This is a genomic window from Microbacterium sp. C-MGS6 (genome assembly GCF_058140415.1).
Genome location: NZ_CM176934.1, coordinates 1,052,235 through 1,071,056, shown reverse-complemented (window position 1 = coordinate 1,071,056; position 18,822 = coordinate 1,052,235). Strand labels below are relative to the sequence as shown.

At 72.4% G+C, this 18,822-nt stretch carries 16 protein-coding genes; 12 read left to right on the top strand and 4 right to left on the bottom strand.

Annotated elements, in window-relative coordinates; translation table 11 throughout:
* Nucleotides 1-20: 20 nt before the first annotated feature.
* The 4 genes from AC3B5L_RS05165 to AC3B5L_RS05150 are packed head-to-tail and all read left to right on the top strand — an operon-like array spanning nucleotide 21 to nucleotide 3,287.
* Nucleotides 21-860: a MoaF C-terminal domain-containing protein gene (locus tag AC3B5L_RS05165; RefSeq protein ID WP_490096255.1), complete on the top strand. Its 840-nt coding sequence runs from the start codon at nucleotides 21-23 to the stop codon at nucleotides 858-860.
* Between the two features lies 1 nt (nucleotide 861).
* Entirely contained in the window at nucleotides 862-2,505 is a 1,644-nt protein-coding gene (locus AC3B5L_RS05160; RefSeq protein ID WP_490096254.1) for an amidohydrolase, read from the top strand.
* 25 nt (nucleotides 2,506-2,530) lie between these two features.
* A complete protein-coding gene (locus AC3B5L_RS05155) occupies nucleotides 2,531-2,887 on the top strand; it encodes a YidH family protein (RefSeq protein ID WP_025103854.1) in 357 nt (118 codons plus the stop codon).
* Between the two features lie 13 nt (nucleotides 2,888-2,900).
* Entirely contained in the window at nucleotides 2,901-3,287 is a 387-nt protein-coding gene (locus tag AC3B5L_RS05150; RefSeq protein WP_232089193.1) for a DUF202 domain-containing protein, read from the top strand.
* 66 nt (nucleotides 3,288-3,353) lie between these two features.
* On the opposite strand, the gene AC3B5L_RS05145 is transcribed toward AC3B5L_RS05150, so the two are convergent.
* The 4 genes from AC3B5L_RS05145 to AC3B5L_RS05130 all read right to left on the bottom strand — a co-directional run bounded on the left by AC3B5L_RS05145 (nucleotide 3,354) and on the right by AC3B5L_RS05130 (nucleotide 8,639).
* Entirely contained in the window at nucleotides 3,354-4,844 is a 1,491-nt protein-coding gene (locus AC3B5L_RS05145; protein WP_490096253.1) for a GMC family oxidoreductase, read from the bottom strand.
* A gap of 2 nt (nucleotides 4,845-4,846) precedes the next feature.
* On the bottom strand, nucleotides 4,847-6,325 hold the full coding sequence (locus tag AC3B5L_RS05140) for an aldehyde dehydrogenase family protein (RefSeq protein ID WP_490096252.1): 1,479 nt from the start codon (nucleotides 6,323-6,325) through the stop codon (nucleotides 4,847-4,849).
* A gap of 48 nt (nucleotides 6,326-6,373) precedes the next feature.
* Nucleotides 6,374-7,975, bottom strand: coding sequence for an HNH endonuclease signature motif containing protein (locus tag AC3B5L_RS05135; RefSeq protein ID WP_490096251.1), 1,602 nt, complete (start codon nucleotides 7,973-7,975; stop codon nucleotides 6,374-6,376).
* Between the two features lie 226 nt (nucleotides 7,976-8,201).
* Nucleotides 8,202-8,639 carry an Lrp/AsnC family transcriptional regulator gene (locus AC3B5L_RS05130; protein WP_187663516.1) on the bottom strand — a complete coding sequence of 146 codons (438 nt, stop codon included), beginning with the start codon at nucleotides 8,637-8,639 and terminating at the stop codon, nucleotides 8,202-8,204.
* A 150-nt stretch (nucleotides 8,640-8,789) separates the two neighbouring features.
* Here AC3B5L_RS05130 and AC3B5L_RS05125 point away from each other — a divergent pair, with 150 nt between their 5' ends.
* The 8 genes from AC3B5L_RS05125 to paaZ all read left to right on the top strand — a co-directional run bounded on the left by AC3B5L_RS05125 (nucleotide 8,790) and on the right by paaZ (nucleotide 18,818).
* Nucleotides 8,790-9,902 (top strand): thiamine pyrophosphate-dependent enzyme, encoded by a 1,113-nt coding sequence (locus AC3B5L_RS05125; protein WP_490096250.1) that lies wholly within the window; start codon nucleotides 8,790-8,792, stop codon nucleotides 9,900-9,902.
* The gene (locus AC3B5L_RS05120; protein ID WP_259952038.1) at nucleotides 9,899-10,927 is read left to right on the top strand and encodes an alpha-ketoacid dehydrogenase subunit beta; all 1,029 of its coding nucleotides are present in this window, start codon (nucleotides 9,899-9,901) and stop codon (nucleotides 10,925-10,927) included. Before AC3B5L_RS05125 ends, AC3B5L_RS05120 begins: the two co-directional genes overlap by 4 nt.
* Entirely contained in the window at nucleotides 10,924-12,342 is a 1,419-nt protein-coding gene (locus AC3B5L_RS05115) for a dihydrolipoamide acetyltransferase family protein (RefSeq protein WP_490096249.1), read from the top strand. Before AC3B5L_RS05120 ends, AC3B5L_RS05115 begins: the two co-directional genes overlap by 4 nt.
* 135 nt (nucleotides 12,343-12,477) lie before the next feature.
* Nucleotides 12,478-13,797, top strand: a complete 1,320-nt coding sequence (locus AC3B5L_RS05110) for an MFS transporter (protein ID WP_268777136.1) — start codon at nucleotides 12,478-12,480, stop codon at nucleotides 13,795-13,797.
* 119 nt (nucleotides 13,798-13,916) lie between these two features.
* Nucleotides 13,917-15,107 (top strand): thiolase family protein, encoded by a 1,191-nt coding sequence (locus AC3B5L_RS05105; RefSeq protein WP_268777137.1) that lies wholly within the window; start codon nucleotides 13,917-13,919, stop codon nucleotides 15,105-15,107.
* A complete protein-coding gene (locus tag AC3B5L_RS05100) occupies nucleotides 15,104-15,850 on the top strand; it encodes an enoyl-CoA hydratase/isomerase family protein (RefSeq protein ID WP_259952026.1) in 747 nt (248 codons plus the stop codon). The genes AC3B5L_RS05105 and AC3B5L_RS05100 overlap by 4 nt, the downstream gene beginning before the upstream one ends.
* On the top strand, nucleotides 15,847-16,722 hold the full coding sequence (locus AC3B5L_RS05095; RefSeq protein WP_268777139.1) for a 3-hydroxyacyl-CoA dehydrogenase family protein: 876 nt from the start codon (nucleotides 15,847-15,849) through the stop codon (nucleotides 16,720-16,722). Before AC3B5L_RS05100 ends, AC3B5L_RS05095 begins: the two co-directional genes overlap by 4 nt.
* 14 nt (nucleotides 16,723-16,736) lie before the next feature.
* Nucleotides 16,737-18,818, top strand: a complete 2,082-nt coding sequence (gene paaZ / locus AC3B5L_RS05090) for a phenylacetic acid degradation bifunctional protein PaaZ (protein ID WP_490096248.1) — start codon at nucleotides 16,737-16,739, stop codon at nucleotides 18,816-18,818.
* Nucleotides 18,819-18,822: the final 4 nt, after the last annotated feature.

Sequence of the window (18,822 nt, the reverse complement as noted above, 5' to 3'; positions counted from 1 at the left end):
CCCCGAAGGAAGGAATCCCCATGACGACCCTCAACCCCGCCGACACCTCCACCTGGCTGCCACTGGAAGGCCTCGCGCCCGGTTTCGACGCCAACAAGGCCCCGCACAGCACCGCGCTCAGCGGTCGCGAGATCGCTGTCGTCGACGCCCGCGGCACCCGCATCGTCCACCGCTTCGACGACTCGACGGTCGCCTGGGAGTACCAGCCCGCCGCCGAGGACCCCACGGAGGCCGCGTCCGACACCGACGACTACGAGGCGTTCGAGGTCGACGACGAGCTCTACTTCGTGCAGTTCCACCACCGCTACCTCCCGAACGAGGCGGTCTCGCTCGTGCTCGATCTGCGGCACGGACGCTCCCTCGCGGTGATCTCCGAGATCCTCCCCGCGCCCGAGCAGGGCCGCACCCGGGTGCAGCACCACTTCGCCCCCGGCACCATCGAGGGCGCCGCGGTCACCGGTGCCGAGGCCGCCCCCACGACCACGCTCATCGGCCGCCGCGTCGAGTGGGTCTACAGCGAGGAGCACGCCTACGAGCACGTCTACCCCTCCCCGCGCTGGTACTCGTGGCAGTGCCTGGCCGGTCCGGAGCGCGGGCTCGCCGACACCGACGAGAACAGCGTGTGGGAGGTGCGCCCCGGGATCTACATCTTCGCGTGGCGCGAGAAGGTGATCCCGTGCGCCTCGGTGACGATCGCCGACCACCGCGACGTGAACGCGATCCGCTCCCACGGCGTGCTGTTCGGACTGGACGAGAGCGGTGAGGTGCCGACGCACCTCACGTTCGGCGCACACGGCCGCCTGCTGTCGACCACCCACCACTCCCCGTCGCTCGAGCCCGCGACCTTCGGAGACGCCTGACATGACCGACGTCGCCGACCTCATCGTCACCGGTTCCGTGATCCGCACGTCGGACCGCGCCCGTCCGCGCGCCGAGGCCTTCGCCGTACGAGACGGACGGATCCTCGCCGTCGGCGACCGCGCCGACGTGGAGGCGTTCCGGGGCCGCCGCACGCAGGTCGTCGAGGTCGGCGACGCGGCCGTCTATCCCGGGTTCGTCGACGTGCACAACCACCACGCCCTCGCCGGACGGACCGAGCTCTTCGAACTGTCGCTGGCCCCTTCCCTCACGCTCGACGAGATCCTGGACCGGGTGCGGGAGAAGGCGCAGACCCTGCCCGAGGACGCCTGGATCGTCGGCGGCGCCGTGGCCACGACCCTGCTTCCCACCCTCGCCAACACCGCCACGCGGTTGCGTCTCGACGAGGCAGCGGGCGGACGGCCGGTGGCGCTCATGGAGGACTCCCGCCACAACCGGTGGGCCAGCACCCGGGCGCTGGAGCTGGCCGGCATCACGGCGGACAGCATCCCGACCTCCGGGGTGACGCTGCTCGACCCCGACGACGGCACCCCCACCGGCGTACTCCTGGAAGCCGCCGGCATCCCGGTGCAGGAGGCGTACGACCGCAGCGGCGGACTCACCGCGGAGCAGCACGCGGCCGCCTCCCGTCGCGGGATCGAGCTGCTGAACTCGTTCGGGATCACGGCGTTCCAGGACGCGGGGGTCTCCGTCGACATCCTCGCCGCGCTCGCCGGACTCGACCGCGCCGACGAGCTGCACGCCTGGGTGGTCTCCTCGCTCCTCATCAACGACGAGATCTTCGGGTTCGACCCCATCGGCGCTCCCCTGCTCGACCGCGGCGAGGAGTTCCGCACGCCGCACCACCGTCCCGACTTCGTGAAGATCTTCCTCGACGGCGTCCCGCCCGCCCGCACCGCCTCGTTCCTCGACCCGTATCCGGCGGATCCGGTGCACGGGGCGCACTTCCACGGCGAGACGACCATGACCCTCGACGAGCTCACCGACTGGCTCCGGGCCGTCGCGGCGCGCGGTCTCGGGGCCAAGGTGCACTGCACCGGCGACGGGTCGGCACGCCTCGTCCTGGACGCCGCCGAGCGCCTGCGCGCGGACGGATTCACGACGCCGGTGCAGATCGCGCATGGGCAGTTCCTCGCGGAGAGCGACATCCCCCGACTCGCGGCGCTGGACGTCTCCGCCGACATCTCCCCGTTCATCTGGTACCCGGGCGTCATCCCCCAGGCGCTGGCGGACGTGCTGGGAGAGCGTGCCGAGCACTCGCAGCCCAACCGCGCACTCCTCGACGCCGGGGCCCTCGTGGCCGGCGGCTCGGACTGGCCGGTGAGCGAGTCGCCGAACACGCTCGAGGGCCTGCAGGGGCTCGTGACACGGGCCGATCCGCTCGGTCGGGCCGCGGGCACGCTCTGGCCGGAGCAGGCGATCTCGGCCGAGGAAGCGCTGGAGGTCTTCACGATCAACGCCGCGACGGCGATGGGGCTCGGCGCCGAGACCGGGTCCCTGACCCCCGGCAAATCGGCCGACTTCGTGATCCTGGAACGGGATGCGATCGGCGGACCGGCGGAGGAGATCGTGCACACCGAGGTCGTCTCGACGTGGTTCGCCGGGCGCCCGGTGCACGAGCGCTGACCGCGCCGCGCCGTACGATGGGCGCATGCGCCGCTTCCCCGCCTCCGTCTATCGGGTCGGGGACGAGCCCGACCCCCGGTTCTCCCTCGCCAACGAACGCACGTTCCTGGCCTGGACCCGGACCGGCCTGGCGCTGATCGCGGGCGGCGTCGCTCTCGAGGTCCTCGGCCTCGACCTGCACCCCGGGTTCCGGCTGGCGGCCTCGCTGCTGCTGATGATCGCCGGCACGGCCGTGGCGCCGCTCGCGTGGTTCGAGTGGATGCGGGCGGAGCGCGCCCTCCGGCAGGGACGACCGCTGCCCGGCGCGCTGTCGGCGGTGGTGCTCGCGGTGGTCGTGGTGACGACGGGGCTGCTCGTCCTCGCCGGGGTGCTGTGGCGCTGAGCGAGGCCTGCCGATGACCGCCCCCGATACTCCGGTGCCCGCCACCCCTGCCCCCGATCTGTACGACCCCGGGCTGCAGCCGGAGCGGACGGAGCTGGCCTGGCGGCGCACGGCCCTCGCGATCGCGGTCGGCTCGCTGCTGTCGCTGCGGGTCTTCCCTCTCGTGCTGCCGAGCGGCGCCGAGGGGTGGGGCCTCGTGCCGGGCGTGCTGGGCGTCGGCACGGCGGCACTGCTCTGGATCGCCGCGCGCCGTCGGCAGCGTCGGACGACCGCGGTGCTCACCGCGCGGGCGCGCGGCCCGCTGCCGGGCGGCGGTCTCCCGCTCGCGCTGACGGTGTTCGCGACCGGGTTCGGGATCGTCGCCCTCGCGCTCGTGGCCGTGACGCTGCTCACGCGCTGACGCGCAGGAGCGCGAGGCGATCGCGACAGATGCCGTGATCGCCCCGCGTCCCCTCGCCGCCCTCCCTCAGTCCGCGAGGATGAATCGCGCGCCGCGTTCGCCGATCATGGCCGCGGGCGCGTTGGTGTTGCCGGTGGGCACGGTCGGCATGACCGAGGCGTCGATCACCCGGAGCCCCTCGATCCCGCGCACCCGGAGCTGCGGGTCGACCACGGACTCCGGGTCGGAGCCCATGCGGCAGGTGCCGACCTGGTGGTGATAGGTGATGGCCGTGCGGCGCACCCACTCCTCCACGTCGTCGTCCGCCACGTCCAGGCCGGGGTAGACCTCGACCGCTCCCCACTCCTCGGCGAGCGCAGGCTGCGTGCCGATGCGGCGGCACTGGCGCACGGAGGCCGCGAGGGCGTCGGCGTCGCGCTGATCCTCCAGCGCCGCCAGGTCGATGTGCGGCAGGTCGTCGACGCCGGGGCCGGTGAGGCGCAGTTCGCCGCGGCTGTGCGGCGTCACCAGGCCCGCCATGAGCGTGAACCCGTCGGTGCCGCGCGGCTCCAGCTCGCCCCACATGGGCACGGAGAAGTGGATGGGCTGCGTGTCCGGCTGCGCGAGGCCGTCGCGGCTCCGCCAGAACAGGTGGCTCTGCGTGACGGACACTCCCGGCTGCGGCGGGCCGACGGGCTTCTTCTCGGTCGCGAAGATCACGGGTGACAGGAGGTGGTCGTGCAGATTCTTGCCGACGGCGGGGGCATCGAGCACGACGGGGATGCCGAGGGCACTCAGCTCGGCAGCGGGACCGATGCCCGAGCGGAGCAGGATGACGGGCGTGCCGAGTGCTCCCGCGGAGAGGATGACCTCGTCCGCGAACACCTCCTCGGTGTCATCGCCCTCCCCGAGCCGGATGCCGACCGCGCGCCCGTCGCGCACGATCACGGAGTGGACGGCGCGACCGGTGAGGATCGTCATCCGGTCGGCGACGGGCTGCGCGTAGGCGGTCCAGGTGTTGACGCGGCGGCCGTCCCTGATCGTGACCTGCTCCTGCGACACCCCGTCGAGGGTGCCGCCGTTGTAGTTCGGGTTGCGCGGCAGCCCCTCCTCCACCGCGGCATCGATGATCGAGGCCTGGATGGGCGAGAGCGCGTAGTCGTCGGTCACGGGCAGCAGGTCGTTCTCGATCGCGTCGTAGATCGGCTCGACCTCGGCCCACCCCCATCCGGTCGCCCCTGCCGCCTCCCACGCGTCGTAGTCGGAGGCCGCGCCGCGCACCCAGATCATGGCGTTCAGCGCGTGCGAACCGCCGGTGACCTTCCCGCGAGGCAGATGCAGACGACGACCGGCCGCGTGCGGCTGCGGCACGGTGAAGAAGTCCCAGTCCTCGGCGGAGTGCCAGAGCTCGCCCGCCCGCGAGGGGTCGTGGATGGCCGGGTTCGTGTCGTAACCACCCGCCTCGACGAGCGTCACCGCGACACCGGCGTCGGTGAGACGCCGCGCGACGATGGCGCCCGACGTACCGGCTCCGACGACAATCGCGGAGCCCGCCGCGCCGCTATTCGTCGCGGCCACGCTCAGGCCTTCCGGCCGGGTCCGGAGACGACCTGGGTGACCGCGACGGACTTGAGCCCCTCGACGCCGAACTCCAGCCCGTAACCCGAGCTCTTCACCCCGCCGAACGGCACCATCGGGTGCAGCCCGCCGTGCGAGTTGATCCACACCGTGCCGGACTGCATACGCGCGGCGACGGCGCGGGCCTCCTCCGGGTCGCTCGCCCACACCGAGGCTCCGAGGCCCACGTCGAGGGCGTTCGCCAGCGCGAAGGCCTCGTCGACGTCGCTGTACCGGATGACGGGGAGGGCGGGGCCGAACTGCTCCTCCTGGACGAGCGCCGCATCGTTGTCGATGTCGGCGACGATGGTCGGCCGGTAGAACAGCTCGCCGAGGTCGGATGCCGGCTCGCCGCCCGTGACGATCCGGGCGCCGCGGCTCTTCGCGTCGTCGACGAGGCGGCTGACGATGTCGAACTGCGGGCGGTTCTGCAGCGGTCCGAGCACGTTGCCCTCGTCGAGGCCGTTGCCCATCGGCACCTGCTCGGCAATCGCGGCGAGAGCGTCCACGACCTCGTCGTACACGGAGTCGTGCACGTAGAGGCGCTTCATGGCGGCGCAGGTCTGTCCGGTGTTGATGAACGCGCCCCAGAAGAGGTCTTCCGCGATCGCGGCGGGATCGGTGCCCGGGAGCACGATGCCCGCGTCGTTGCCGCCCAGCTCCAGCGTGAGGCGGGCGAGGTTGCCCGCGGAGCTCTCGATGATGCGGCGCCCGGTCGCGGTGGAGCCGGTGAACATGATCTTGGCGATGTCGGGGTGCGAGGCGAGGCGGGCACCCACCTCACGGTCTCCGGAGACCCCGATGAGGACGTCGGCGGGCAGCACGTCGTTCATGACGGCGAGCATCGCCAGGACGCTCAGCGGCGTGTACTCGCTGGGCTTCGCGACGACCGTGTTGCCCATGCGCAGCGAGGGGCCGATCTGCCAGATCGTGATCATGAGCGGCCAGTTCCACGGCCCGATGGCCCCGACCACGCCGGCCGCCTTGTAGACGAGCTCGGCGTGCAGCGTCTCGTCGTCGACGAGCACCTGCGGCTCGAGGACGGTGGTGGCGTTGGTGCGCAGCCAGGCCGAGCAGGCCCCGAGCTCGAACCGCGCGTTGGGGCCGTTCAGCGGCTTGCCCTGCTCCCGCGACAGGAGGTAGGCGAGCCCTTCGGCGTTCGCGTCAATGGCGTCGGCCGCGGCCAGGAGGAGTGCGCTCCGCCTCTCGTGTCCCAGCGCCTCCCACGCGGGCTGCGCGGCCTTCGCGCGGGCGATGGCATCGTCGAGGTCCGCGACCGTGGCCACGGGCGCGCGTCCGATGACCTCCCGCGTCGCGGCATCGGGGATCTCGCGACCCTCGCCGCGCGGGTGCTGGATACGGTCGAGCAGCGCCGCGGCGGCGGACGCCGCAGAATCGGTGGATCCGGAGTCGACGGCTACGGGAACGGCGGAATCGGACATCGGTGTCTCTCCTTCGAGCGGGTCACGGCGCGGACGCCGGTCTTCTTCTCATTCTCGGTCGGCCCTTCCCGCCGCACTTGTCGCGGAGCGCGCCGGAGATGTCCCCGCGCGAAGGATGCGTCCGCGGACCGGTCCCGCGTGAGCGAATCGGGCCCCCGTCCGGTCCGGGGAGCCGGGAAAAGCCGGGCGCGGCGTGCGCCATCGTCGTCTCGGATCCCACCAGGCCGGCCCTCGCACCTGCGGCACTCCCCCTCGCATGCGGATCTGCCAGCCCGAGGTGTCCAACGTGCGGTGATGGTGCCAGCACAGCGCGACGCCGTTGTCGGTGTGGGTCGGACCCCCGCGAGCGTGCTCCGTGACGTGGTGGATCTCGCACCAGGCGGCCGGGACGTGACAGCCGGGGATCAGACACTCGCCGTCCCGCACGCCGATCGCCCGGCGCTGCGCGGGGGTGAAGATCCGGTCGCTCGACCCGAGCCCGACGATCCTTCCTCCGGCACCGAGCACCACGCGCTGGACCGTCCCTCCGCACGCCGTGTGCGCGGCCACCCGCGTCGACACCGGCGTCTCGACGCCCTCGACCCGCGTCCAGCCGTGCCCCGTGGCATAGTCCTCGGCGGCGACCGTGACCACGAGTGTCGGGGCGGCACCGCCCAGCCGCGGCATGTCGTCGTGCCGGGCCGCGATCCCCAGGGCCGCCGCGAGCGCGTCGTGCTGCTTCTGTGCGCGTGTGCGCCCGTCGACCATCCCGCCGACGTCGCCGGACGGAAGCACATCGTCATCCGGGGAGACCGGTGCCTGTTGCTCCCCAGCAGCGTCGTCACGCACTTCCGACGGCACGAAGTGGACGCCGGGAAGCGGCGGACCGTCGACCTTCGGGTTCAGATACGCGTCCCAGATCCGTTGCAGCTGCCCCGCGACCTCGGGCAGCAGCGCGCCCCTGACCGGGATCACGCCGTCCTTGGCGCGGCCCAGCACGACGCCCCGGGCCCGCAGCGCGATGTCTTCCGCAGGCTCCGCGCCGTCCGGATCGAGGTACTGCACGATCATCTGCGCCCGCACCCTCAGGTCCTCGGGCGTCGGTGCCGGCCCGGTCTCGTTCTCGTCATCATCACTGTTCTCGGCGCCCTCGCAACTCTCCTCGCCCCGCGCGACCTCCGCCAGATACGCGTCGGCCTCCCAGCGGTCGGCGAGGCGCACGCGAGGGCCGGCCTGCTCGATCGGCCCGGTCGCGGCCAGCAACCCGGTCACCCCGATCGCCCCGTCGAGGAGGGCCTCGCGCAGCGCCGGCCACCGCGCCGGCAGCCACTCCCCGGAGGAGAGGTCGACCTCGCGCCGCACCAACCGCGCGCTCTTCACGAGGCGCGCGGCGGACGCGCCGTCGGTGCGGAGCACACGCTGCAGCAGCTCGTTCATCGAGCGGCAGCCGAACCGTCCGCAGAACGCCGGTTCCCCGGACCCTGCCGGACGCGGATCGGCGCTCGCCACCGCGTCCACGATCACAGCCTCCACGCGTCGCTGGATCTCGCCCGCGACCCGCAGCAGGTCCATCATCTCCCGCGCGTCGAGAGCGCCCACCGTGCCGGATCGCAGCACGGCGTCGAGAGCGACGACCGTGTCGTCGAGAACCGCTGCCGGGGTGCTTTCCATACGACGATTCAACAGAGGGCCACCGACATTGCGAGGCCCGATAATCCCCGTTCAGCGCAATATTCCGATACGCGCGAGGGACTCCTCCTGCATCCACAGAGACCCGCGATCGACATTCCCCAGCACCGCAGCATCCACACCGCCCGCCGCCGCCGAACCCCCGCACCTCACCGGCGCCCGCCGCACCCCAGGGAGAGCCCCGCACCCTCGACCGCGGGAGAGAACGTCACGCCCGGTCGGAGTCCTCGAAGATCAGGATCGTCCGCGTCGAGCGGATCGACGGGATCGCCTGGATGTCCTCCAGCACGATGCGGCGCAGGTCGCGGGCGTCGTTCGCGCGCACGAGCAGCAGCACGTCGAAGTCGCCGCCGACGAGCGCCATGTGCTCGATCTCCGGGATCGCCCGGAGCCGCGCGCTCACCTCCTGCCAGGTGGCCTGCTCGATCGCGAGCGTGACATAGGCACTCGCGTGATGACCCAGCAGCACGGGGTCGGTGCGCACGGTGTATCCCGTGATCACCCCGGCGTCGGTGAGGCGCTTGATCCGCGCATGCGCCCCCGCCCGGGAGATGTGCACCGCCTCGGCGATCGCGGTCATGGATGCCCGCGCATCCCGCCGCAGCTCCGCGAGGATCGCGCGATCCGTCTCGTCCAGCGCCGCCATGACACCCCTCTCGCGTCCGGGAAATCCTGACAGTTCGGACGCCATTCTGACATGTGGAGCGCAATCGTCCACGATCACGCGACGGATCTTGGATGAGTGTCGCATGCGCGGCATGCTGTCCTCATCGAGTTCGGCAAGGAAGGCGGACGGATGCACCCCCACGACATGCTCCCGCGCGACACCGCGGTACGACTGATCGCCGAGGACGGGACCACCCTCCCCGACGAGACCTACGCGCTCCCCGCCGCCGACGTCCTGCTGGCGGCGTACCGTGGCCTCGTCGAAGGCCGTCGTATCAACGATCAGGCCGGCGCGCTCGTGCGCCAGGGCCGCCTCGCGGTCTACCCGTCGTCGCACGGCCAGGAGGCCTGCCAGGTGGCGGCGGCGATGGTGCTCGGCGACACCGACTGGCTCTTCCCCACCTACCGCGACTCCGTCGCCGTGATCGCCCGGGGTGTCGCACCTGCGGAAGCGATGGTGCTCCTCAAGGGCGACTGGCACTCGGGCTACGACGTGCGCGCGCACCGCGTCGCCCCGCAGGCGACCCCGCTCGCGACCCAGCTCCTGCACGCGGTCGGCTTCGCGCAGGCGGCGAAGCACCGCGGCGAGGACACCGTGGTGCTCGCGCTCTGCGGCGACGGCGCGACGAGCGAGGGCGACTTCCACGAGGCGATGAACTTCGCCGCCGTCTTCCACGTCCCGGTCGTGTTCTTCGTGCAGAACAACGAGTTCGCGATCTCGGTCCCCCTCTCCCGGCAGACCGCCGCCCCCTCCCTCGCCCACAAGGCGGTCGGCTACGGCATGCCGGGGCAGCGCGTCGACGGCAACGACGTGGCCGCGGTCCTCGCGGTGCTCACGGAGGCCGTCGACCGCGCCCGCGCCGGCGGCGGCCCCTCCCTCATCGAGGCCCACACGTACCGCATGCAGGCGCACACCAACGCCGACGACGACACCCGCTACCGCGAACGCGAGGAGGTGCAGGCCTGGCTCGCCTGCGATCCGCTGGTCCGCCTGCGCGCGCACCTCACCGCGACGGGGACGCTGGACGACGAGGCCGAGACGCGCTTCGCCGCGGGCGCGGAGGAGATCGCCGCCGCCATGCGCACCGCCCTGAACACCGATGCGGAGCTCGACCCGGAAGACCTCTTCCGCTTCGTGACAGCGACCCGCTCGCCCCAGCGGGAGGAGCAGTGGCAGCTCCTCCGCGACGAGATCGCCCGCTCCCACCCCGCCGAGACGATGACGACCGGAGGCGCCCGATGACCATCGCCGAGCACGAGACGCCGGTCGCGACGACCGTCGGCACCACCACGACCATGACCATGGCCGCCGCCCTCAACCGCGCCCTCGCGGACGCCCTCGCCGCCGACCCCGACGTGGTCGTGTTCGGAGAGGACGTGGGAGCCCTGGGCGGCGTGTTCCGCATCACCGACGGGCTCACCGCCCGCTTCGGTGAGGACCGCTGCTTCGACACCCCGCTCGCGGAGTCCGGCATCATCGGCACCGCCGTCGGCATGGCGATGAACGGGATGCGCCCTGTGGTCGAGATGCAGTTCGACGCCTTCGCCCTCCCCGCGTTCGAGCAGATCGTCAGCCACGTCGCGAAGCTCGGCAACCGCACCCGTGGCGGGATGCGCATGCCGCTCGTGATCCGCATCCCCTTCGGCGGCGGCATCGGGGGCGTCGAGCACCACTGCGACTCGTCCGAGGCGTACTACGCGCACACGCCCGGCCTCACGGTCGTGAGCCCGTCCACCCCGCAGGACGCCTACTCGCTGCTCCGCGCGGCCATCGCCTCGCCGGACCCCGTGGTCTTCCTGGAACCGAAGAAGCTCTACTGGTCGAAGGGCGAGGTCGACACCGCGGTGACCGCGGAGATCGGCTCGGCGCGCATCGCCAGGGACGGCACCGACGTGACCCTCCTCGCGTACGGGGCCTCCGTGCCGCTCGCGCTGGAGGCGGCGGAGGTCGCCGCGGGCGAAGGACGCAGCGTGCAGGTGGTCGACGTGCGCTCCCTCTCCCCCTTCGACGACGAGACGGTCACCGCGGCGGTACGGTCCACGGGACGCGCGGTCGTGATCGCCGAGGCCCCGGGCTTCGTCAGCGTCGCCTCCGAGATCCAGGCCCGGGTGTTCGAGCGCTGCTTCGAGTACCTGGAGGCCCCCGTGCGGCGGGTGACCGGGTTCGACACCCCCTACGCGCCCCCCAAGTTCGAGCACTGGTACCTGCCCGACGTCGACCGCGTGCTCGACGCGATCGACTCGTTGCACTGGGAGGACGACGCATGAGCACGCCTGTGAAGACCGCCGTCCGCGTGTTCCGCCTGCCCGACCTCGGCGAGGGACTGACCGAGGCCGGCCTCGTGCAGTGGCTGGTGGCCGTCGGCGACACGATCACGACCGACCAGGCGATCGCCGAGGTCGAGACCGCGAAGAGCGTCGTCGAACTGCCCTCGCCGTTCGCCGGAGTCGTGACCGCCCTGCACGGCACCCCCGGCGACACCATCGACGTCGGGGCCCCGGTGCTGGAAGTCGCCGACCCCGGCAGCGAGGAGACCGCGTCCGCGCCGCAGCCCCCCGCCACGCAGCCCGAGCACGAGGCGTACCGGCAGGAGGAGCGTGCGGGGTCGGGCAACGTCCTCATCGGGTACGGCACCTCCGCGTCCGCCTCGACGGGTCGGCGACGACGCCCCGCGGCGCCACGCCCCACCCCGGCGCCGGCCTCGACAGCGCCCGCACCCGCAGCACCCGCCTCGACCGCTCCGGAGTCAGCCGCACCGGTCGCCCGCGATGCCGCGCGACCCGCTCCGGTCGCCGTGCGATCGCCGCTCGTGCGGCGCCTCGCCCGCGATCTGGGCCTCGACGTGCACGCGATCTCCCCCACCGGAGCGGACGGGGCGATCACCCGCGCCGACGTGCTGCGCGCCGCCGTGGACCACGCCGTGGACGGCGTCGCCGCGGCCCCGACGCCGACCTCCGCGACCGCTCCCACCGGCGAGATCGACGGCCTCCCGGTCCGCAGCAGGGAGCGCCTCTCCCCGCTGCGTCGCACCGTGAGCGCCCGGCTCGCCCGCAGCCGCTCGGAGATCCCCGAAGCCACCGTGTGGGTCGACGTCGACGCCACCGACCTCTGGAATCTCCGCGCTCAGATGGCTCCCGACGGCGGGAAGGCCCCGTCGATCACGGCGCTGCTCGCGCGGTTCGTGCTCCTCGCGCTCGAGGACTACCCCGTGCTCGCCTCGCGGCTCAGCGACGACGGCTCCGAGCTGATCTCGTTCGAGGGCGTGAACCTCGGCGTCGCCGCCGACACCGAACGCGGCCTCCTCGTCCCGGTCGTCCCGCACGCGCACCGGCTCACTGTCACCGACCTCGACGCCGCCCTGCGCGAGCTCGCGGCCACCGCGCGCGCCGGCACCCTGCCGCCCGAGCGGCTCCGCGGATCCACCTTCACCCTCAACAACTACGGCGGGCTCGGGGTCGACGGCTCGGCGGCGATCATCAACCACCCCGACGTCGCGATCCTCGGCATCGGCCGGATCATCGAGCGCCCCTGGGTCGTGGACGGGGCGATCGTGCCGCGTCGCATCGTCCAGCTCTCCCTCGTGTTCGACCACCGGGTCTGCGACGGCGGGTACGCGGCGGGATTCCTCCGCCGCGTGGTGGAGCTCATCGAGCATCCGCTCCGCGCCTTCGGGAGGGTCTGAGGTCGATCCGGCCGGCGAACCCTCGTGGGCGGAGCGCCGATACGCTACGCTCGGCGATTACTGACCGATCATTCGGTAAGTCATCGCCGACGTACCCGCGTCGGTGCTCCCCCCTCGCAGAACAACGGAGTTCGCATGACCTCAGCCACCGCAGCCGCCTCGTCGACCGGAAGGATGCCCGCAGAGGAGCGGCGCGTCCTCGCCGGCACCCTCGTGGGGACGTCGATCGAATGGTACGACTTCTTCATCTACGCCCAGGCGGCGGGCCTCGTGCTCGCCCCGCTCTTCCTCGCTCCCATCGCGGAGTCGAGCCCCGGGCTCGCCCAGGTGCTCTCGTTCGCGACCATCGGCATCTCGTTCCTCTTCCGCCCGCTCGGTGCGATCGTCGCCGGGCACCTCGGCGACAAGCTCGGCCGGAAGAAGATGCTCGTCTTCACCCTCGTGATGATGGGACTGTCCACGTCCCTCATCGGCCTGCTGCCGACGTACGCCGCCATCGGCGTCGCCGCCCCGATCCTCCTGATCCTCCTGCGCATCCTGCAGGGCTTCTCGGCCGGCGGCGAATGGGGCGGAGCAGCCCTGATGGCCGTCGAGCACGCCCCGTCGGCGCGACGCGGCCTGTTCGGCGCGTTCCCGCAGATCGGCGTGCCGGTCGGCATGATCCTCGCCACCTTCACCCTGTGGGCGCTCACGAGTTCGATGTCTCCCGAGGCCTTCCTCGAGTGGGGCTGGCGTATCCCGTTCCTGCTCTCCATCGTGCTCATCGCGGTCGGCTACGTCATCCGCCGCGCCGTCGACGAGAGCCCCGTGTTCGAAGACCTCCGCCGCCGCCGCAAGGAGGCCTCGGCCCCGCTCGGACAGCTCTTCCGCGCGCACACGAAGAAGGTCGTGCTCACGGCCGTCATCTTCATCGCGAACAACGCCGCGGGTTACCTGCTGATCGCCTTCTTCGCGACGTACGCGGTCACGGGCCTCGGCATGGAGCGCCCGCCGGTGCTGCTGGCGACGACGCTGGCCTCGTTCGGGTGGCTGATCTTCACCCTCTGGGGCGGGGCGCTCTCCGACCGTCTCGGCCGGATCCGCACGTTCCAGATCGGGTACGTCGCCCTTGCGGTGTGGGCGATCCCGATGTGGTTCCTCATCGACACGGCGAACATCGTCTGGTACTTCGTGGCCCTGTTCGTCATGACGTTCGCACTCGGACTCTCGTACGGCCCGCAGGCGGCGCTGTACGCCGAGATGTTCCCTGCGAACGTGCGGTACTCGGGCGTCTCGATCGGCTACGCCCTCGGCGCCATCCTCGGCGGCGCGTTCGCACCGATGATCGCGGAGGCGCTGCTGAACCAGTTCCACGCCGCGTGGACGATCGGCGTGTACATCGCGGTCGCGTCGATCATCTCGCTCATCGGCGTCTCGCTGGTGAAGGAGACGAAGGGCGTGGATCTCAGCGTCTGACGCCCGGTCCGGGATCGCGGCCGGCCGTGCGCCTGTGCCATAATTACCTTACGATCGGTCAGTAATTCACGACCGGCCGTTCCCGGACCACACCAGGACGACGAAGTCAGGAGATCCGCATGCCAGAGGCCTACCTCGTCGGAGGGGTCCGCACCCCGGTCGGCCGTTACGGCGGCACCCTCTCCGCCGTCCGTCCCGACGACCTCGCGGCGCTCGTGGTCGGCGAGGCCGTGCGCCGCGCCGGGCTCGACCCGGCGCGTACCGAGCTGGACGAGGTCATCCTCGGCGCCGCCAACCAGGCCGGAGAGGACAACCGGAACGTGGCCCGGATGGCCGTGCTCCTCGCCGGTCTCCCCGACACCGTGCCGGGCATCACGGTCAACCGCCTGTGCGCCTCCGGGATGTCCGCGGTGACCATGGCCGCGCAGGCGATCCGCGCGGGCGACGCCGATCTCCTCGTCGCCGGCGGCGTCGAGTCCATGACCCGCGCCCCCTGGGTGCAGGCCAAGCCGGAGAAGGCGTGGGCGAAGCCCGGAGCCGCCTTCGACACCTCCATCGGCTGGCGCTTCCCGAACCCGCGGCTCGCCGCGCGGGACAAGGCCACCTTCACCATGCCGGAGACGGCGGAGGAGGTGGCCCGCGTCGACGGCATCACGCGCGCCGAGGCCGACGCCTTCGCCGTCCGCTCCCAGCAGCGCGCCGCCGCCGCGATCGCCGCGGGCCGCTTCGCCCCGGAGATCGTCGGCGTGCCGGTCCGCGACGGCGAGGTGCTCGTCGACGAGGGCCCGCGTCCGGACACGACCCTCGAGGTGCTCGCGCGCCTCCGCCCCGTCGTGGCCGGCGGAGAGGTCGTCACGGCCGGCAATTCCAGCGCCCTCAACGACGGCGCCTCGGCCGTGCTCGTGGCGAGCGCCGAAGCCGTCGAGCGCCACGGATTGACGCCCCGCGCGCGGATCGTCGTCGGCACCTCCGCCGCCCTGGCTCCGGAGATCATGGGACTCGGACCGGTCCCCGCGACGGAGAAGGCGTTGCGCCGTTCGGGGCTCTCCCTCGACGACATCGGCGCGGTGGAGCTCAACGAGGCGTTCGCCTCGCAGTCGCTCGCCTGCATCCAGCGGCTCGGCCTCGACGAGGACCGCGTGAACGCCGACGGCGGAGCCATCGCCCTCGGCCACCCGCTCGGCTCGTCCGGCTCACGCCTGCTCGTGACGCTGATGGGACGCATGGAACGCGAGGACTCCCGCTACGGCCTCGCCACGATGTGCGTCGGCGTCGGCCAGGGCGCGGCCGTGATCCTGGAGAAGGTGTGAGGGGCGCGGACGAGCCGCTGCTCGTCACCCGCACCGCGGACCGCGTCGTCGCGACCCTGAACCGTCCGCACAAGCGCAACGCGATCGACCAGGCCACGATCGACGCCCTGCACGCGCTGTGCGCCGAGCTGGAGGAGATGCCGCGCACGCTCATCCTCACCGGCGCCGACGGGGTGTTCGCGGCGGGCGCCGACATCGCGGAGCTCCGGGACCGTCGCGCCGACGACGCCCGTCGCGGCATCAACGCCCACGCGTTCGTCCGCGTCGCGGAGCTGCCGATGCCGGTGATCGCCGCGATCGACGGCTACGCGCTCGGCGGTGGCGCGGAACTCGCGTATGCCGCCGACATCCGCCTCGCGACGCCGACCCTGAAGATCGGCAACCCGGAGACCGGCCTGGGCATCCTCGCCGCCGCCGGAGCGAGCTGGCGGCTCAAGGAGATCGTGGGCGACGCCCGTGCCATCGAACTGCTGCTCACGGGACGCACCGTGCACGCCGAGGAGGCCTTCCGCATCGGGCTCGTCTCCTCGCTGCACGAACCCGCCGATCTCCTCGCCGCCGCCCACGCGGTCGCCGACCGCATCGCCCGCAACGACCCCGCGGCGACCATCGCGACCAAGCGGGTCTTCCGGGCGCCGCGCGACCAGCACCCCGCAGCCGACCTCGAGGAGCAGGCCGCGCTGTTCGAGAGCCCGGAGAAGCACCGTCGCATGACCGCCTTCCTGGAACGGAGAGACCGATGAGCACGCCCTCCTCCCCCGAGGCCGCAGTCCCGGCCCGCGTCGGCGTGCTGGGTGGCGGACGCATGGGCGCCGGTATCGCCCACGCCTTCCTCCTCGCCGGATCCCCCGTGACCGTCGTCGAGCGGGACGACGACGCCGCCGCGGCCGCCGCCGCCCGCGTGCACGCGTCGATCGACGCCTCGCTCTCCCGCGGCACGGCCGTCGAGACCGCCGAGGCGTATCGCGCCCGCTTCGCGACCGGGACCGACACCGCACTGCTCGCGGACTGCACCCTCGTCGTCGAAGCCGTCCCGGAGGAGCTGTCGCTCAAGATCGAGGCGCTCACCCGTGTCGAGCAGCACCTCGCGGACGATGCGGCGCTCGCGTCCAACACCTCGTCCATCTCGATCGACGAGCTCGCAGCCGTGCTCGACCGCCCCACCCGGTTCCTCGGGATGCACTTCTTCAACCCCGTGCCCGCCTCCACGCTCGTGGAGGTCGTGCGCGGCGCCGCGACCGCGCCGGACCTCGTCGCGGACGCGGCTTCCTGGGTCCGCGCGCTGGGCAAGACGCCCATCGTCGTCGCCGACGCCCCCGGTTTCGCGTCCTCCCGCCTCGGCGTCGCCCTCGGCCTCGAGGCGATCCGGATGCTCGAGGACGGCGTCGCCGACGCCGCCGACATCGACGCCGCCATGACCCTCGGCTACAAGCACCCGGTCGGGCCGCTCCGGCTCACCGACATCGTCGGGCTGGACGTCCGGCTCGGCATCGCCGAGTACCTCGCGGCACAGCTCGGGCCGCGGTTCGAACCCCCGGCCCTGCTGCGCCGCCTCGTCGCCGAAGGACACCTCGGCCGCAAGAGCGGACGCGGCTTCTACGAATGGGACGACTGATGAAGGGAACCCCGATGACCGAGATCCTCCCCAGCTACGTGCAGGGCTCCTGGTGGACGCCCGCCTCCGATGCGGACGCCACCGAGGTGCGCGACGCCTCGACCGGAGAGACGGTCGCCCGCGTCTCCACGACCGGCCTCGACCTCGGCGCGGCGCTCGACTTCGCCCGCACCACCGGTCAGGCGTCCCTCGGGGAGCTCACGTTCCACCAGCGCGCCGTGCTGCTCAAGCAGCTCGCGCTCGCATTGACCGCCCGCAAAGAGGAGCTGTACGCGCTCTCCAGCCGCACCGGCGCCACCGCGCAGGACTCCTGGGTCGACATCGACGGCGGCATCGGCGTGCTCTTCGCGTACTCCAGCAAGGGCCGCCGCGAGCTGCCGAACTCGAAGGTCTACGTCGACGGCGCCGTGGAGAACCTCTCGCGCGACGGCTCCTTCCTCGGTCGGCACATCTACACCCGGCTGCCCGGGGTGGCGGTGCAGATCAACGCCTTCAACTTCCCCGTGTGGGGCTCGCTGGAGAAGTTCGCGCCGGCCTTCCTCGCCGGTGTCCCCACGGTCGTGAAGCCCGCCACCCCCACCGGGTACCTCACCGAGGCCATGGTGCGCGTGATGGTCGAGTCCGGTCTGCTGCCCGAGGGGTCGCTGCAGCTCGTGTCCGGCAGCGTGCCCGACCTCTTCGACCACCTCCGCCTGGGCGACCTCGTCGCGTTCACCGGTTCCGCGTCGACGGCCGAGCGGCTCCGGGCGCACGACTCGGTGCAGACCGGCGGGGTCCGCTTCACCAGCGAGACCGACTCGATCAACGCCTCGGTCCTCGGCACGGACGCCGCCTCCGGCACCCCGGAGTTCGACGCCTACGTGAAGCAGCTCGTCGCGGAGATGACGTCGAAGGCCGGGCAGAAGTGCACCGCGATCCGGCGGGCGATCGTGCCGGAGGACGCGGTGGACGACGTGATCGCCGCCGTGCGCGACCGGCTCGCGGCGCGGATCGTCGTGGGCGACCCGCGCGCCGAGGGCGTGACGATGGGACCGCTCGCCTCGACGGCCCAGCGCGACGAGGTGCTCCGGCAGGTGGCGCGACTCCGCGAGGGCGGCGGCGAGCTCGTGATCGGCTCCCCCGAGGCCCCGACGGTCCGCCGTGCGGACGGCAGCGAGGGCCCGGCGGAGGACGGCGCGTTCGTGGCGCCGATGCTCCTGCGCTTCACCGATGCGACGAGCCCCGCCGTGAACGAGATCGAGGCGTTCGGCCCCGTCTCCAGCATCCTCGGCTACCGCACGCTGGACGAGGCGGCGGCGCTCGTGGCCCGGGGCGGCGGCTCGCTCGTGACGAGCGTCGCAACGCACGACCCGGAGGTCGCGACGACGCTGGCCGCGGGGATCGCGGCGTACAACGGCCGCGTGCTCTTCCTCGACCGCGACGACGCCCGCAGCTCGACCGGACACGGCTCCCCGCTCCCGAACCTCGTGCACGGCGGCCCCGGCCGCGCCGGCGGCGGCGAGGAGCTCGGTGGCATCCGGGCGGTTTTGCACCACATGCAGCGCACGGCGGTGCAGGGCTCCCCGGAGATGATGACCGCGCTCACCGGTGTCTGGCACCAGGGGGCCTCGGCCCGTCCGTTCGACGCCGGCGACGGCGTGCACCCCTTCCGCAAGTCGCTGGCGGAGCTGCGCATCGGGGACCAGGTCGTCAGTCCCTCACGCACCGTCAGCCTCGACGACATCGAGACGTTCGCGGCGTTCACGGGCGACACGTTCTACGCGCACATGGACGAGGCGTCGGCGGCGGCGAACCCGTTCTTCCCCGGACGCGTGGCCCACGGCTACTTGCTCGTGTCGTGGGCGGCGGGGCTCTTCGTCGACCCGGCTCCCGGGCCCGTGCTCGCGAACTCCGGGCTGGAGAACCTGCGCTTCGTGACCCCGGTCTCCCCCGGCGACGAGATCCGCGTCGAGCTCACCGCCAAGCAGATCACGCCGCGGGAGACCGACGAGTACGGCGAGGTGCGCTGGGACGCGGTCCTGAAGAACCAGGACGACGAGCTCGTCGCGACCTACGATGTCCTGACCCTCGTCGCGAAGGAGCTCACCCCCGCCTGACCCC